This window comes from Paenibacillus sp. G2S3 (genome assembly GCF_030123105.1).
Lineage (GTDB): Bacteria > Bacillota > Bacilli > Paenibacillales > Paenibacillaceae > Paenibacillus_AQ.
Window position 1 is genome coordinate 764212 of sequence record NZ_CP126095.1, and the last position, 16486, is coordinate 780697.

13 protein-coding genes and 1 pseudogene are annotated in these 16486 nt (G+C 40.9%); 6 read left to right on the forward strand and 8 right to left on the reverse strand.

The window, feature by feature from the left end; translation table 11 throughout:
• Positions 1–102: 102 nt before the first annotated feature.
• The 4 genes from QNH28_RS03445 to QNH28_RS03460 all read right to left on the reverse strand — a co-directional run bounded on the left by QNH28_RS03445 (position 103) and on the right by QNH28_RS03460 (position 4624).
• Positions 103–1032 carry a tyrosine-type recombinase/integrase gene (locus tag QNH28_RS03445; protein WP_283910173.1) on the reverse strand — a complete coding sequence of 310 codons (930 nt, stop codon included), beginning with the start codon at positions 1030–1032 and terminating at the stop codon, positions 103–105.
• A 17-nt stretch (positions 1033–1049) separates the two neighbouring features.
• Complete coding sequence (locus QNH28_RS03450; protein WP_283910174.1) at positions 1050–2150, reverse strand: tyrosine-type recombinase/integrase; 1101 nt, start codon at positions 2148–2150, stop codon at positions 1050–1052.
• A 16-nt stretch (positions 2151–2166) separates the two neighbouring features.
• On the reverse strand, positions 2167–3657 hold the full coding sequence (locus tag QNH28_RS03455) for a tyrosine-type recombinase/integrase (protein WP_283910175.1): 1491 nt from the start codon (positions 3655–3657) through the stop codon (positions 2167–2169).
• A gap of 109 nt (positions 3658–3766) precedes the next feature.
• A complete protein-coding gene (locus QNH28_RS03460) occupies positions 3767–4624 on the reverse strand; it encodes a hypothetical protein (RefSeq protein ID WP_283910176.1) in 858 nt (285 codons plus the stop codon).
• Positions 4625–5078: 454 nt separating this feature from the next.
• On the opposite strand from QNH28_RS03460, the gene QNH28_RS29620 reads away from it, so the two are divergent.
• Positions 5079–5411 (forward strand): helix-turn-helix domain-containing protein, encoded by a 333-nt coding sequence (locus QNH28_RS29620; RefSeq protein ID WP_349655033.1) that lies wholly within the window; start codon positions 5079–5081, stop codon positions 5409–5411.
• A 580-nt stretch (positions 5412–5991) separates the two neighbouring features.
• Here the strand turns inward: QNH28_RS29620 and QNH28_RS03470 are convergent.
• From QNH28_RS03470 to QNH28_RS03480, 3 genes and pseudogenes are all read right to left on the reverse strand, one after another.
• On the reverse strand, positions 5992–7350 hold the full coding sequence (locus QNH28_RS03470; RefSeq protein WP_283910177.1) for a hypothetical protein: 1359 nt from the start codon (positions 7348–7350) through the stop codon (positions 5992–5994).
• 145 nt (positions 7351–7495) lie between these two features.
• Positions 7496–7765 (reverse strand): annotated as a pseudogene (locus tag QNH28_RS03475) (transposase); the annotation flags it as partial.
• A gap of 54 nt (positions 7766–7819) precedes the next feature.
• The gene (locus QNH28_RS03480) at positions 7820–9028 is read right to left on the reverse strand and encodes a DNA-methyltransferase (protein ID WP_283910178.1); all 1209 of its coding nucleotides are present in this window, start codon (positions 9026–9028) and stop codon (positions 7820–7822) included.
• Between the two features lie 163 nt (positions 9029–9191).
• On the opposite strand from QNH28_RS03480, the gene QNH28_RS03485 reads away from it, so the two are divergent.
• Genes QNH28_RS03485 through QNH28_RS03495 form a run of 3 tightly spaced genes read left to right on the forward strand, consistent with a single transcriptional unit; the run spans position 9192 to position 10643 of the window.
• Complete coding sequence (locus QNH28_RS03485) at positions 9192–9446, forward strand: helix-turn-helix domain-containing protein (protein WP_283910179.1); 255 nt, start codon at positions 9192–9194, stop codon at positions 9444–9446.
• Positions 9412–10011 (forward strand): BglII/BstYI family type II restriction endonuclease, encoded by a 600-nt coding sequence (locus QNH28_RS03490; RefSeq protein WP_283910180.1) that lies wholly within the window; start codon positions 9412–9414, stop codon positions 10009–10011. The genes QNH28_RS03485 and QNH28_RS03490 overlap by 35 nt, the downstream gene beginning before the upstream one ends.
• The gene (locus tag QNH28_RS03495; RefSeq protein WP_283910181.1) at positions 10008–10643 is read left to right on the forward strand and encodes a PDDEXK family nuclease; all 636 of its coding nucleotides are present in this window, start codon (positions 10008–10010) and stop codon (positions 10641–10643) included. The genes QNH28_RS03490 and QNH28_RS03495 overlap by 4 nt, the downstream gene beginning before the upstream one ends.
• A gap of 774 nt (positions 10644–11417) precedes the next feature.
• Here the strand turns inward: QNH28_RS03495 and QNH28_RS03500 are convergent.
• A protein-coding gene (locus tag QNH28_RS03500) for an IS3 family transposase (RefSeq protein WP_283910182.1) occupies positions 11418–12775 on the reverse strand; the annotation gives its coding sequence in 2 pieces (ribosomal slippage) (positions 11418–12322 and positions 12322–12775; 1359 coding nt in all).
• 186 nt (positions 12776–12961) lie between these two features.
• On the opposite strand from QNH28_RS03500, the gene QNH28_RS03505 reads away from it, so the two are divergent.
• Both QNH28_RS03505 and QNH28_RS03510 read left to right on the forward strand, forming a co-directional pair.
• On the forward strand, positions 12962–13087 hold the full coding sequence (locus QNH28_RS03505; RefSeq protein WP_283910183.1) for a hypothetical protein: 126 nt from the start codon (positions 12962–12964) through the stop codon (positions 13085–13087).
• 368 nt (positions 13088–13455) lie between these two features.
• Positions 13456–16476 carry a DUF4855 domain-containing protein gene (locus QNH28_RS03510; RefSeq protein ID WP_283910184.1) on the forward strand — a complete coding sequence of 1007 codons (3021 nt, stop codon included), beginning with the start codon at positions 13456–13458 and terminating at the stop codon, positions 16474–16476.
• Positions 16477–16486 lie beyond the last annotated feature (10 nt).

Here is a 16486-nt window from a genome sequence, read left to right on the forward strand (position 1 = left end):
CTTAAACCACCTTCTACAATGGATTTTTTTATATTATTCATTATGTCCATTCATGAAAAAGTGAGACCTTAGCTTAATGGATTAATATTTGATTGATATCGTTTAGGTATCTTCGAGAATCTTAGTCAAATCATTCAATGGTGGTACATAACGCAACGTTGTTCCTACATTTTTATGGCGCAGCTGATGCTGAATATCGATGATGCTCATACCACCTGTCTGCATCAAATATCCCGCTGTTCGTCTAAGATCATGAGGCCGAATATGCCTGTCAAGACCTGTATCATGAGTTAAATCGGATAGTATACCTTTAATCTTATCGACGGTCATGATTTTTCCATGTTGATGGAATAGGTATTCATCCCCCTGATTCGCATACCTAAGATATTCAGGATGTTGGACGTACCGTTCAAGTTCTGCCGTGAGATCCTGAGGGAGGGCTACAGGTCGTTTCTCGGTTTTTTGTGCATCAAAAACATGGACGATCCGTGTGTCCAAGTGTACCCGTTTCCGCCTTAGGAAACGGACCTCTGAGAGTCGAAGACCCGTGATCAGCATGAACCAGAGAAACACAAACTCTTGCCGGTAGAACGGGCTCTTATGCAATGCAGCTTGTAGAAGGGCAAGACACTCAGCTTTCGACAAGGCAGTGTTTTGAATGGAGGACTCGAATTTTGGCCTAGGATATCCGAGCAGTGGGTTATGTTGAATCAGATCCGCTTCATACAGGAATTCAAAGAAACATCGTAACACGGTAATGGTTGCTGCTAAATTCATATTCGACATATGTTCATGATGTTTTAAGTCAATAAAAAAACGATCAAAGACCTTTCGTTGAATGGGGAGGAATCTGCCAGGATGCTCACGACTGGCATGAAATTGATCAAAATCAAGTTCTCCTTCAAAACCATTGTCAAGTAGGAAGGCTTCGAATTTTTTGAGTACGCTAATATATTTTTGTTTGGTTGAACTTCTTAATGTGAATTGGTTGCTCCAGATCTGGAAGTAGGCGGACTGAAGTAAAAAAGCCATAGGGATCGCCTCCTGATTCAAAAGAGATCGCTTGCATTGAGCTGAGCGAGGGGATGCTGGTCGATTGCTTTAACTAGCATACTATCAAATAATTTTAAATAAACCTCAGTGGAACTCAGCCACGAATGCCTCATGAGCTCCTTGATCGTGTATAGATTTACGCCGGACTCAAGCAGATAAAGAGCAAAGGAATGCCGTAGAGAGTGTACGGATAGCTGATAAGGTTTTTTATCGGATTCGGGTATAGATGTTGCTTGATCAATCAATGAAGCAAACATCTTCTGAACTGTGCTTTCGTGTAGAGGGGATTTTCCTCTGTCATCCGAAAAAATATATCGTTCTAAATAATCTTGCGCATCTTTTACGCCATGGTACCGAAAGTTCACGTAGGTGCTTAGTATTTCAAGGGACGATTTGGTTATTTTGCTAGGCTGCTTATATCCACGTTTTCCTTTTCCTCGTACAAGGATCTCTTGTCGGGATACAACAATATCGCCAATCTGTAGATGTAACAATTCACTTAGCCGAATACCCGAACCTAAAAAGGTCCATAAAATAGTGAAATTCCGGTGGGCTTCGCGGCCAAGTCGAACAAGACACAGCAGCTCATCCAGCTGTTCTTTGGCAAATGCACGTGGCTCACGGTTTTGATCAATTTCCATAGAGAGGGTTCGTTTGAGTTTTCGGATATCCTGGTTGAAGAAATGAGCAAAAACCTCGCCTAAAAAACTTCTTAAAAAAGCAGCTTTCTTGCTACGTGTATTCAGTTTTTGAACAGGGGCTAAATAGTCGTTTAAAAAGGCTGCGGATGAAATCTCCTTGAGGTTTGGGTTAGTTCCTTTTAAGCGCTCGCAATACCGTAAGAACAAATCCATTTCATAGCGATATGCTTGTTGCGAGGTTTTTGCTAAGCTCTGAAACGCATCACTCTCGTAATAATGGAGAACCGCAACATCCAGCAGAACCGATTCCTTCACTTTTATCGCTTCAGCATGGTTTTGAGGAGATAGGCGCTGCAACATACGTTTAAACGTATCCGGTCCGTGTTGATCCGCCAGTTGGATTAAGCTTTCTTCAAAAGCAATATCGTTGGCTATCGTATCATCAAATATAGGCATAACAGGTACCTCCTTCTTATTCATACTGGAGCAAATCAATTTGACGAATCATGTGCTGGTCTCGGTGCGCCATATGAATATATAGCCCGACGGTATCCAGCATACGTACACGGGCTAATTCCTTTATCGCTTGCGGGAGGATGCCTTTATAGGCAAGACGCGTTATAAACATATGACGGAAAATATGAACGCCGCCTGGAAACGGCCAGCCGGCAATCATTGCATAGAGAATGAAATATTCATATACATCGTGTTTAATCGTAGAGATTCTTTGTCCCAAGAGGTAGGTTGTCCTCGGCTTGGTTTGAAGCTCTTGTAAAAGGGAACAAAGTTTTCCTGACAGTGGTAAAATGTGACTCTTGTTACCTTTGCTATGGATAACAATCGTTCGTGTTCCTAAATTAATATCACTCCATTTGATATGTGCCACTTCAGATAATCGGAGCCCCAGATGGAACATCAAACGATACCCAATCTGTTCACGGACAGGATTTCTTGCATACTGCTCCACCACATGAAAAAAGGCTTCGATTTGCTGATCCGTTGGAAGCTCACGAGGGCTGTATCGGGGTGCCTTAATGGAACGGAAGCGCTGTAAAGGAGACTCAAAGCCAAATCTTTCATGTAAAAAACGATAGAATGAGCGAATGGCATATATACTATGTGTAAATGAGATTTGACTGCACTCTCCATCCCTTACGAGCTTAAGTTTGTAGGTGCGGTACATCAGCAAATGTTCATTTTGAATTTGAAAAACGGAGATTGTGTCAGGAGTAGCTTGCTTAAATGTCTGGACGTTTGCACAAAGCCAAACAAAGAACTGGGTTACGTGGGTAGATGTGTTTCGAATATGTTTACGAGAAAATCCTTTCTCCTCCATATGCATTTGGAAGCCCAGGATTCTCGGATGCATATTTGTCTGCTTGTCTGATGCTTTAAAGAATGGAAAGATCTTTTCTAACCTTCCGCTTTGAATGGATCTTCGCATTAAAAATTGGAATAGAGTTGATGTGTACGCATCCTTCGCTAGGTGTTCGAACCCCTGATGAAGGGTTTTGGGATCAAGCAAGTGTCCATCTTCAATCTGAGAAGGTGCGATCTCAAAAAGTTCTGCAGTGTGAAGCAACAGGTTGCGAGTGAGTTGGAATTTCCTGAAAAAGACATGGGGTGCATTGCGCATACTACGACTTAAATACTCTCGTAATAAGCTTTGAGATATTTCAGCTTGTACTTTGTTCTCCCAGATCCATTGATTAATACCTTTTGCACCTAGATAGGCCTTGTCTTCAATAGGTTGAATTTCAGGTATCAATTGTTTGGCATACAGCATATGTTCCACCTTCTCACGCGTGACTTTTCTAATATCATGATCGTCACTGAGAGTGGGAAACATACCCTGAACGTCAAGAATCTTTTCGGCAAAAGAAAAATTCTGCCGAAAAGATTCTTGGGTTTCGTCATGGTTCGAATGCTCGTTCTTAGTGATTAAATGGCTGTCGTAATCCATTATTTAGCCCTCCATGTTTTATCTTTAGGATGGCCGTGTTTGGGATGGATTTTAAAATTTCTCAGTTTAAATGAGAAAGCCGCCTCCAGATGGAGACGGCTTAGTGGGGCTACCTAAGTTGATAATGGACTGTAGCATCCCTAAATCCCTTAAATTCTGTAATGAGTCCTTTATAGTCCTGCTCTCGTCCCGCTTTTGGCATCATAATCCAAAGGGATCTCATATTTGATCTAAATGGTACATAGGTTGTTATCACATCGTTAGCAAATGGAAATACGTTAAGGATGCGTTTCTGTAAAGCCTTGTCCATTACGGGCTCATGGTGGAGATGGAACTCAAAGTAATCCATTTCGGGATAAGTGGTAACCCAGCGTCCGGTCACAGGAGGTGTTTCTAATGAAAATACTTCCTGGGGGTTTAAAATGACAAAACCTGCAATGCTTTTTACTTGGGCTCTCTCCTTAGAAAGATCCTTAATGTGTATCTTTTTTGCAACTCCGGGGTCGAAGTACTCTGCTGGCGAAGAGTATGAAAATTCCTCTGGGTCATTTTTGTTAACCAATTGCCACGGATGATTGAGCAAAATGGAAAGTTTGAATGGTCTGGGCCAATGTGGCATACCAGATGAATTAAATAAGTTATGTGCGGCGCCTGCTCTTGTAGCAGAATATCCAAGTGCTTCTGCTACATCAGGCTCTGAAAGATTAAATAATTTTCTGCAGAGCGTGCGTCTAAAATACAGGTCTGGATCATTCATAAGTGCATGCCAAAGTTCAAAGGAGTTCTGCAACGCTAGCACATCCACATAATCTAACCGACATAACTTGCGTTTTGTTGATTTTAGTTTTGCTTGTAGCTGTTTTAAATCACTTGAATTATTGAGCTTATCCGTTATCGTAAAATACTCATCTACAAGGGAACGAATATGACTTTGATAGACGCCATCATATTTGATGGTAGTGTTCATAGCATCACCACTAACCATATTAATGCATATAGGTGAGCATTATAGAAACTCTCAGTTGAACTGAGAAATTTGAACCAATGTATTGAATGGGGGAAACTGATATTAAGACACCTCCGAAGTACTGTTGTTGAAAAGCTTCTTGATGTTGATTGGAGGAATTAAGTACTCTGTAGTACCTCGGGATTTGCTTAAATATTTACATCTGTAAGTCCCAGGTACAACTTAGGTATGCTGGAGTGAGTTAATAACTGATGCTTAACATTACTGAAACTGCGATTATATAAACAAAGATGTTAAAACTCCAAAGTATAGGCATTCCGACAATAGTACATCCATAAGAAATCATTTCAAGTTGGGTTCTTTATTCTTAAAGCTCAAATCAAGAGCATCAATCACTGCAACTATTAATTTATGTAAAGTGTTGAATTAAATAACATTCTTGGAGGTGATCATTATGAGCGAATATGAATTATTACGAATTCAATTATTAAAAACACTTGTACAAATGGAAGAAAAGTTGTTAGTCTGTGTCGAGAAGGAAAAGTTTCAATCTTACACTACTGTTGAAAGTAGAGACGAGAATTTAACCTTTAGCCAAAATAATCTTCAGCAGAAAGCTGTATTGTCTGTATTGGAATTGTCTGATTATCTTGGTGTTTCATCAGACAGTATCTATACAATGGTACGTGAAAAACAAATACCCTTTATAAGAGTACGAAGAAGAATATTATTTGACAGAGATTCAATCAATTCATGGATTCACACTAACACCCCATATCCTGAATAACGGTTCTACGTTAATTAGTCTTAATAACTTCAATAAATCAGAAAAAAAACCACCACAAAAAATCCCTCCGATTCGGATGAATTTAACTGTGGTGGTTTAATATTTGATATTACAATAGGATTAACATTCAAAACAAGTGGTAAAAAATTCATATATATATTCAGTGGCGTTAAATTAGCGTAGACAGCTTTCTACGGTTCATTTACAAGTGATAAAGAGTGCCATAAATAAGTCTAGTGAGGATCATCGTCCAATATGGATAAAAGTATATTATCCGAAAACGAAAGAGTGATACTCGGGAGCGTAATGATTATAGATGATCAGCTACAACGAATTGAAATGAGGACTAGCAGGGATCAATCAGGATGGATATAATTATAGGATACTTAAAATTTAAAGCATTATTCGAACTGGAGAGTTAATGATATTACTGCCAAACAACTGTAGACTTCACTATTCTTACCACCTCCTAAAGCCCAAGCGGCGGGTTGAGCCATTCCACTGGGCTGGTAACGGTAGCAGGGAAGTTTAAGGGCATGCGGAGAGGAGGGCTTCCGGCTACCCCCTCAGATAAGCGAATCTACCGGCCGCCATACCCAGCTATTTCATGACTAAACTTCCGATCAAAGAATTCTTGAATTCTGCCAAAGTCAGTCACCGCATAACGTATCGGTGCATTTGGGTATAATTCTATATCTGTTTCAGGACCACGCTCGTAAGGCATAGTATAGGTTGAACCCGCGTCACGATAGGCACGGTACACTTGCCATGGAAGTGCCTCTGAAATCACCTTAAATTTTGAACCTAGTTGACTACAATGCCCATTAGGAGTCAAGGTCTGAACTGGGAAAGCATAATTGGTATAAATCCAATTGTTGCATAAGCTGTAATGATCTATTTTTGTCGAGAAGTAAGCAATTCCGTCGTAGTTGGACTTTCTAACCCACTGCAGAAGCATTTGGGGAATGATATACTCTGGCTTAAATGCATCATTTACTTGCCGTACACAAATTGAGCAGACAAAGATTAGCGGCCAGATTTGAAGATATGTATTTAAGCTCGATAACGGCTCAGTCGCGCTTGGATCACCGTAGTTTTTAGTGAAAACAGATTTAAGGTAATCTCGAACAAAAGCTGGATTAGCACTAAGATCGATATAGCGAATATCTTCTTTGGGGGCAAAGAGAGAAGTCTGAACGTTATTGAGATCAGGACGTCCAAGTTCTTCCCAACAAATTAACGGGGTATTTCCGAGATACACGCACGGAAGACCTGGAATGCTGTAGCGGTTAGTTTTAACTAAACCCCGCTTTTCAAAAGGAATATGAAACATTTCGTCAGCACTATAGTTTGTATTACCACCTGTACGCATCTTATACAAAGTTGGCTGACCGTTTTGTCCCATCATTGCACTGGTATATTCCAATAGTGAGTTTATGTGTTGCAGACCCATGTCTAGTTTCGAAAAGGCTGCATGGGGTTCACCACTTAGAAATGCTTCTATAGATGATATAATGGCAGATGATAAAAAAGATATTTGCGTAACTGCGGCGACGCCTATTGCTTCTAGATGAACATGGCTCGTAATGAAGTTGATGTAATCATTAAGGTATTTGGAAACGAATTCTAAAAAGTTAGCGTCTCTCGGCTGATTCTTAGGTAGCTTGCCTGTTTCATTCAACAGTTCAAGGATTGGAACAACCTCATTTGTCCATTCTACAAGAAACTCTACCCGAGAACGATTTAGGTTGCCTGGAACGACGACTCCGTTTTTCACAACAGAAATCAGCTCGTTTTGTGAGTTACTAAAGTTAGGCGCGAGCTGCGCATTCTGGAGTTCTTCAAAAAGAGCAAATGCTTCGGCTTGAAGAGCATCATCAACATCCGTAATTTCCTTTAGGCGCTTTTCAATAAGTTTAATGATCTCTGTACATTTCATTTTTAAATTTTTTCTCCTCTCTAAATTGCCTATGTTACGATTATATCCCATAACTAATCTCTCACATGTAATTCTATTAGAAAGACCGACAGCAACCTGACTTTATTTCCTGTGGTCAGACGGAGAATAAGTAGCCTACTAATAAAAAAACCGCAATTAGATTGGTCGAATAAATACTTCTCCATATTGGCTTTGGAAAGCAATAAAATGTGAAGATATATGGATTTTCTCTTAGCGCTTTGACAACCTTAGGATAAGTGGATTTCCACTTTTCACAGAAGGTTTCTAGAGCTGCACGATCAGATACACGGACCTTATGAGCGATATTACACGCTAAATGTACACAGCACGTTTGGTATTTGGCCTGTGGATAGACTTCTCCAATGGCATCTACAATCCTTTTCATTCCATAGGAGTTTTAAAATGAAATAAGCACTCAATACTGAGTGCTTATTTCATACGGTATCTTTTAGAAAAGAGTATCACCAGATTGTTTACTGAGTCCTTTTTTCTTTAATGTTTCAGGTAACCAATGGCCTTTCTTAATACGTAGCTTTTTCATATCGTCGGTAAATAGAGTGTTTTTGTTTCGTTGTATGTCATCGATGTATGTTTTCTGAGAATCCAAATCATTAAGTCTTTTATTGATTAAATCCACACTACCCAGTTCAACGCCGATCCATTTACGCTTCATTATTTCAGCTACAGCATAGGTTGTACCGCTTCCGCCAAAGGGATCGAATACTAGATCACCTTCGTTGGAGGACAGGCTAATGACACGTTCTAGCAGCTTCATTGAAAGTTCGTTGCTGTCTCTTGTTTTGTATTTACTATGTCGGACAGGAGGGATGTCATACCAAACGTCAGTAAGGTTAATACCAAGAGTGTTTAACTTGTCCTTGTAGCCCCCATAGTCACGAATATCTCCTCCGCATTTACGACAAATCTCCAATGGTAGTCTCTGCTCATTAAAGGTATTTGCTTTTTCACCCTTCGTGTAATAAAGAAGTGAATAGTGTGATGGATAGAGTTTGTTTTTTATTGGAAGTCTGTATTTGATATCAACGGCAATCCAATGCTTAAAGGTTAGTCGCTGGTTCAATATGTCTGAAATATAAGTGTTCCACTTAGGAAGATTCCAAATGAATAAAGAGCCACCTTCTTTGAGTAAATCGACACACTTCAATACCCATTCCTCAGTCCAACGTAGGTATTCCTCATCCGTTATCTTATCATTCATTCCTGATTCATATACTTTATCTAAGTTGAAGGGTGGATCAGCGAAAATTAAATCTACTGAACCATTTTTCATGGTATTCATAAGAGAAATACAATCACCTTGATACATCTTTCCATAGGGGGTTTCAAACGCAAAGTCATGTTTTGTGGCTGGCTTTATTTCGTATTGATCTTTTTTAAGGATATTACTAACCTCTTTGGAATGAAGCTGAAGTAGGTCCAGAATTGAATTATCTAAAATACCCAGATTTATTTTCAACTCCAATTCAGACATACCTGTCATATGAAGCATGGTTTCAAGGTCTACGGGGAAAGGAAGTATCCCTTGATCATTATAATATTTCAATTTGGCCGTAGTAATCTTGGATTTTTTAGAAAATATTTTCAGATCATCATTTGTCTTTATATTTAAGGTTTTAAATAGACGGTTTTCAAACAATTTATTACACTCCTTCGAAGACTATAGTACGCATAATGTCTTCCTAATACTAACATAATAACATTGGGTTGTTAAGGTGGTTACTTTCATTTGCAGACTATAGTCCGTGGACTGATTGTCTCATTTCCCCTGAAAATTGGAAACAAGAAAGGGGGACAACTTCTTGAATCCAGAAAAGGCATTTGGAATAACTTTAAAGAAGTATCGTGGTATGGTCTGCCTGACTCAGGAAGCACTAGCTTATCAATGCAACCTTGATCGTACATATATTAGTCTTTTGGAGCGTGGTTTGAGAAGACCTACACTAAATACAATAATAGTTATTTCCGAGAGTCTTAATATAAAACCAAGTGAAATAGTTCAAGAAGTTGAACAACTACTCAATGAACATAACAAGAGTGAAGACACTGGTAAATAAGGGGTACTTCTCCCAAACTGATGATTACAAAATAATTAGGCAACAGATCGAACACGCAACGTATAGCATTCAGAATCCACCTGGGAGTGGTAAGTTCTATCTTCATGAGAAAGTAAAGGGTAATGGTGTTGTTCCAATTAAAGATTCATTCATAACGACGTTGAATTCCTTTGGATGGGAAGATGAGAAAATAGTTTCTGACCCTGAAGTGAAAAGAAGAAAGTTTGATACAGCAGTTAAACTTAGTAATGGTAGGTATTTTGCCGTTGAATGGGAAACAGGTAATATTTCATCAAGTCATAGAGCAATCAACAGAATCGTTCTTGGCATTTTGGATGGTGTTATTGATGGGGGAATACTTATATTGCCTTCCAGAAAAATGTATAAGTATCTGACTGATCGTATTGGGAATTTCCAAGAACTTGAACCTTATTTTAAAGTATGGGAAGCACTGGAACCCAGTATACATAATGGACTTATCGAGGTATTTGAAATTGAGCACGATGGTGTTAGCATGGACATTCCTCCTATCAGAAAAGGCACAGATGGTAGGGCACTCCTATGAAAATTTTGAGAGTAGAAACCCTCATTAATAAAGGCACATTTCGTGACAGTACTTTATATGATACGGTTTTGAATAATGTAATTGAAGCTATTAAATGTATCGAACATCCTGTGGGAACAGGCAACTTTATACTTCATGATATGAAACATGCCAATGGAGTTACTCCTATAAAGAATAACTTTGTGAAGCAATTGGATTTGTTTGGTTGGAAAAATGAGAGAATTGCAGATAAAGAAGTGAAAAAGAGAAAGTTTGACTCATCCATAAAACTAGAAGATGGAAGATACTTCGCTGTTGAGTGGGAGACAGGGAATATATCTTCGAGTCATCGAGCCCTAAATAGAATTTTTTTGGGTATGAAAAGCGGGATTTTTAGTGGTGGTTTTTTAGTGTTACCCTCCAAGAATATGTATGATTTATTAACTGATAGAGTGGGTAATTTTAAAGAATTAGAAGGTTTTTTTGAAGTTTGGAGACTACTTGGACATTATATTGATGACGGTGTAATTGAGATAATTGAGATAGAGCATGATGGTGTGAGTAAGTCAATTAAACCGATTAAAAAGGGCGGGGACGGAAACTCTAAGAAAAAGAAAGCTAAAAAGCTAGCAGTAAAGAAAGTAAATATATAGATTCATTTGAATTCTATCTATAGGGTTCTTTTCTTTGTCTCATAAACGACCATTAATATCTCCAAATCTAAGCCTACTAATAGTGAATTTATTACCATAGTAACCGATAAGCATCGCTGCTTGCAACGTGAAATCGCTTCTGTTGTAAACACTGGAATAGCTGTAACGAAGACGGTACTAGCTCCTAAGCGATTTGTGGTGGACAGAACAAATAATAAGAATTGTGAAACAAGGTTGAGATAACAAAGATTCTTGGCAAAAGTAGAAATATAAATGCATTTATTGGTTATTATAGATTTTTTTAATATAGTCAAAATCGGTTGTGAACGGAAGAAGTTAGATGGTGCTCAAACTCTTTTTGAGTATGCGAGGACATAGCTTTAAAACGAGGCGCCACATTGAGTGGCGGGTGCAGTTTAACTTGATTGATGTAAAATTGATGTAAAACATCAACTGAAACCATCGAAATGTAGCATCACAAAACAGAAGGCCATCGTCAAAAAGCCCGGAAAATCAAGGTTTCTGCGGAGTACTACAGAACACATCTCAAGATAACATGTTCCCGCATACGGTGCATGTGGAGTCGGTAGCTTTGTTGGTGAGGAACCCTTGTCAAGTAGACACTAAATAATTGGGCAATTTTAATTCCACTAACAGAGAATGATAAAAGAGCAGCGAGTTAGACGAGCGTAGCCCCTAGGCTCCACCATAAAAAACCGCCCTGTTCGCAATGTTGCTGATGAAGTGACCCCTTAAAGTTAGACAGGTATATAATTAAGCGACTTGTTGGGCCTGAGTTCGGTACTGTACCGGACTCAGGCCTTTTAGTTTTGCCTTAATTCGCTTGTTGTTGTAATAATCGATGTATTTTGATAGCTCTTGTTTGAAATGTGTGATACTTTCGAATTCCTTTAAATATAGAAATTCAGATTTCATGATACCAAAGAAGTTCTCAATGACGGCGTTGTCGTAGCAATTACCTTTACGGGACATACTTTGCTTGATATCGCGTTCTTCAAGGGCATGACGATACTGCTTCATCTGATAGTGCCAGCCTTGGTCAGAATGAATAAGGAGGTTATCTTCATCGGTTAATCGACGGAATGCTTGATCTAACATCGTTGAAACAAGCGAGTAGACCGGTCTTGAACCGATTGTATACGTAATAATCTCACCATTATATAGATCTAGGATTGGAGATAAGTACAGCTTTTCTCCAAATAATTTAAACTCTGTAATATCCGTAACCCACTTCTCATTTGGATTCTCAGCGTGGAAGTTACGTTCTAATATGTTCGGTGCGAGTTTGCCAATCGTCCCTTTATAGGAACGATATTTCTTCATACGTACCACACACTTTAAACCCAATACCTGCATCAAGCGTTGTACCTTTTTATGATTTACATGGTGTCCTCGATTCACTAACTCGTCACGAATACGACGATAACCATAACGCCCCTCATGCTCCTCGTAAATCGCTTGAATAACGTCTTTTAGCTCCTTATCTCTATCGGGCATACCAAACGTTTTTACCACGAAATAATACGTACTACGAGGGATATCTGCTAGCTGTAGGAGTGCTTTCACCGAAAATTCGTTCCTTAGTTCATAGACTACTCGTGCTTTGTCTTGTTTGGTGATTTTTCCTTGTTTTGAACTAAGGCATTCAACTTTTTTAAATATGCATTTTCCATTCTCAAACGCTCTACCTCTGCTTGTAATGCCTCAACAGACCCTTCTTTTAACGTTTGAATCTTTCGTTTATTAGGTTCTTTTTTCATGGATGGACACCCCTTCTTCTTTGGTTGTAGGGCGTCCATTTCATGTAACTCTAAGCTTCTATGCCAGCTTAAAATGGTACTATGACTCGCGATATTAAATATCGCAGCCGTTTCTCTAACAGACGTCCCGAATTCGTTCATATAATTAAGTACGTCTAGTTTAATCTTTGCAGGATATGATGTATAGCCCTTTTTAAAAGCTTCTTCACCATGATGCTCATATTGACTAATCCAGTTTGAAAAGACAGAATGGTGAATCCCGATTGATTTTGCAATGGTTTTCAAGCTCTCGGATCCCTTTTTATAACGCATAACGGCTTGGATTTTTTCGTCTGTACTGTACCTGGTCATAAAAAAACTGCACCTCCAAATGTTAGTTGTGTCTAACAATTGGGGTGCAGTTCACTGACAGGGCGGTTTCCTATGTCATAGAGGGCAGCTTGAAAGTTAGCAGTCAACCTGCACTCTACAAACTATCTTGCACATAAACGTACCTTATAATAGGATTGAAGCCCTCTGCAGCACCCCATGGATGCTATGCTCGGAGCCGCCTTCTATCAATACGGTTGGACGGAAATCTATTTGCCGCTTGCCAAGCTGCTGATGATGGCCGTTATTTTCTTCGGCGTGGGCATCAATTTAGTAGAACGCCTCGGCAATTAGGCGCCACCATATATAAACACGACGCAACCTCGAGGGGTTGCGTTTTTTATGTGGCGGATTGCTTAGAGGACATTGATAGAAAATAAGTAGGACCCAAGGAGGTAAGCGCTATCTTTATACCTATAAAAACGCGACGTGAAGGCCTTCATGTCAACAAGTGTATACCCGATGTCATTAATTATCTATTTGAAAGAAAGGCCACTTTTCATAATGTTACTATAAGGACATTGACATATGTTATAAGCTTCTATGGCGTGTCGGAATCTCGGAAGGGAGGAAAGAGCATCGAGGTAAGCTGAAATGGAAGCGCATACCATTTAGGAGATTGATGTTTCTTGACTCAAGAATCAGAAGGGAGTTCGTACGATATGAAGAGGAGTAGAAAATGGGTAGCTCTCGTTATGGTTGCGATCATGATCGTAACGATGATGCCGATCGCGCAAGCGGAAGAGGCGCTGCCGCCTACACAGACAGAGGGACAGACACCAGTGAACCCGCCGGGCGAAGCCGATCCGGTCGAGGTGACGAATCCATCAGACCTACCGGGAGCGGGTACGGAGGGTGTTATTGCGTCAGTGTATGGGGCGGTATATCACAATCTTGCAGCGGGCTTATCTTATGAGTGGTCGCAAGAGCCGGAAGCTTCCTATCCGGATGAAGGCAACACACTTACGGATGGTATATATGGGGCAAGCAATAGATCTGACGTAGCATGGGTTGGACATCATTTGGGTAAGACACGCGAAGTTGTGTTTGATTTGGGGGCGAAGAAATCACTCACGGGTATTAAAGCCAATTTCCTCGAAGATTGGCCAACGAACAATGTACTCGTGCCACTCACGGTATCGATGTACGTCTCCGATGACAAGGTGAACTGGGGACTGCTCAAAGACAATGCCACGCAGAAGCTGTGGAATGACGGCAAATACACGGAGACCTATGTGTGGGACGGCAGCAAGGACGGCATTAAAGCGGTCGGCCCAGATGCGAAAATCGCGTATGCTCGGTACGTGAAAGTGACATTCACAATGCATACGCGTGCAATGAGCTTCGTGGATGAGATTGAAATCCTCGGTGAAGACGGCAAAGTTGCCGGAGCCGTAACTGTTCCAACGCATACGCCGAAATTCTTGGCGGCAGGCGGAGCGACAGCGGGTATCGAGCATCTTGGACTTTTGTATAACGGGCAATATGCGAATGACTTAGGCATCTGGACGAAAGAACGGATCATTCCGAACATTAGTTATGTCGATAAGGACGGCAAGATTAAGGATCGACTCTTCGACGGTGTCCTGTATCTTGGCATTAACTCTCCAAATCCAGGTCATGATTTCGGCGGGCGGGCTTATCTGGAAGATTGGCAATGGTATCTGGATAAAACCTTTGCGGTAGGCGGCGATATGGATGCGTTAAACGCAGCGGCTAAGGAAGTATCCGATGCGCTGAACGAGTCTGGCGTGAAGGAAAAGGTTGTCCTCATGATTCCAGATCCAGGTGAATCGATCACTAATTTTGGAGCTGTTGAACAAGGTGGTGAATCGCTGAACTTCAATGATTCCGTTGGCAAAGAGAAAGCCCTTGCGAACCGTGAAAAAGCAGTTCAATGGTGGCTGCAGCAAGTCAAATCGAGATGGGAAGCAAAAGGTTACGCTAACCTCGAGCTTGTAGGTATGTACTGGTTCGAAGAGCAAATCAGCACAAGCCAATCCGGACCGGATCTGATCCGTTCGGTGAGCAGCACCCTGCATGACATGCAAATTAGCGGCAAGGACCTGAAGTTCTTCTGGATTCCGCACTTCTTCGCTTATAAAGCGTTCATGTGGAAGGATGTTGGCTTCGATGCGGTGACGATCCAACCGAACTACTTCTTCGAGCCGACGGATATCGAGCGCTTGGAGGATTCTGCGAATCTGGCGAAGCAGTATGGCATGTCCAATGAACTCGAGTTCGATGATCGGATGCTGACGGACGGCGTGTTCCGCGAGCGGTATATCGATTACTTGAACAGCGGTGCGAAGACAGGGCTCATGAAGGATGGCTTCAAATCGTATTACCAAGGCAACAATGCAGTCTATAACACCGCGGTAAGTAAAGATCCAGCGACACGCGTTCTTTACGACTGGCTGTATCAATTTGTTAAAGGAACGTATCAGGTCAACGAGGCTCCGCCTTCCGAGGTAGACGTGCAGATGAACGGCAAGCCTTTCCAGAGCGGGATGAAGCTGCCCGATTCAGAATCCGTATCCTTTACATGGAAGCTTAGAACGGATGATGGTCTGACGAAAGTGACGGTGACGTATGACGGCAAGCCTTATACAGCGGGTACCGTTATTTCGCTTGCAGGCAAGCTTGGCAAGCATGAGCTTAACATTACCGTTACGGCGGGGCATATGGTGACAAAGTCATATGTTATCGAAGCAACGACAAATGCATCTGGTATGAAAGCGTTAGTCGACCGCTTCGAAAAAGCGAAGCAATTTACCAATTCTGCAAGGGTGCGTTCTTTGAACAACTATTTGGAAATGATGAAGCGCTATGAAGGGAAAGATGCAGCGCAAGTCACCAAGTATCTCCAAGGCTTTAACGCAAAGCTGGATGAATTCAAGAAGGCAGGTACGATAAAAGATGAGGCGTACAATACGCTGAAGGAAAGCGTCTATTACCTGATAGGCAATTTGGCGCAGAATAAAACGGTAGAAGCTTCATCGACCGAAGGCAATAATGCGAATTATGCACCGGCTAAAGCCGTCGATGGATTCCCTGCTTCAAGATGGGCGAGCGAATACGTGGACAATACTTGGTTCCTGGTCGATCTCGATGAAGTGAAGGAAATGGATACGGTTCGAATCGATTGGGAATATGCTCGCGCCGATAAATACAAACTTCTTGTGTCGAACGATAAGCAGAACTGGATCAATGTCATGCCAAATGACGGAATTATTACCGCGCATGATGGCAAAGAAACGATTCAGTTCAACCCGGTCAAGGCAAAATACATGAAGTTTCAAGGCATAAAAAGAGCAACCGATTACGGATATTCCATCTACGAGTTTGGTGTCTATAACCTCTCGGGCGCTGTAGACGTGAAGGGCATTGAGGGCATACAAGTAAAGGTTGACGAGGAAGCGAAAAAAGTAACGATTGATGGATTGCTGATGAATGGCGTCCTTACAAATGTGAAGTTGAAGGTGCTTGATCCGAAAGGCAAGGTTCAACTCGAAGATGAGACGAAGAGTACAGTCGCGGGAAGCTTCCAATTCACATTCAAACTTACGGGTAATTTAAAGGGAACCAATGAGGTGTATCTATCGACTGGCTATATGAGCGAGCCTGTAAAAGTGACCTTTGAATACTTAAAAGAAAACCCGGGTAAAGGTCACGATAAGTAATGGAGAAATA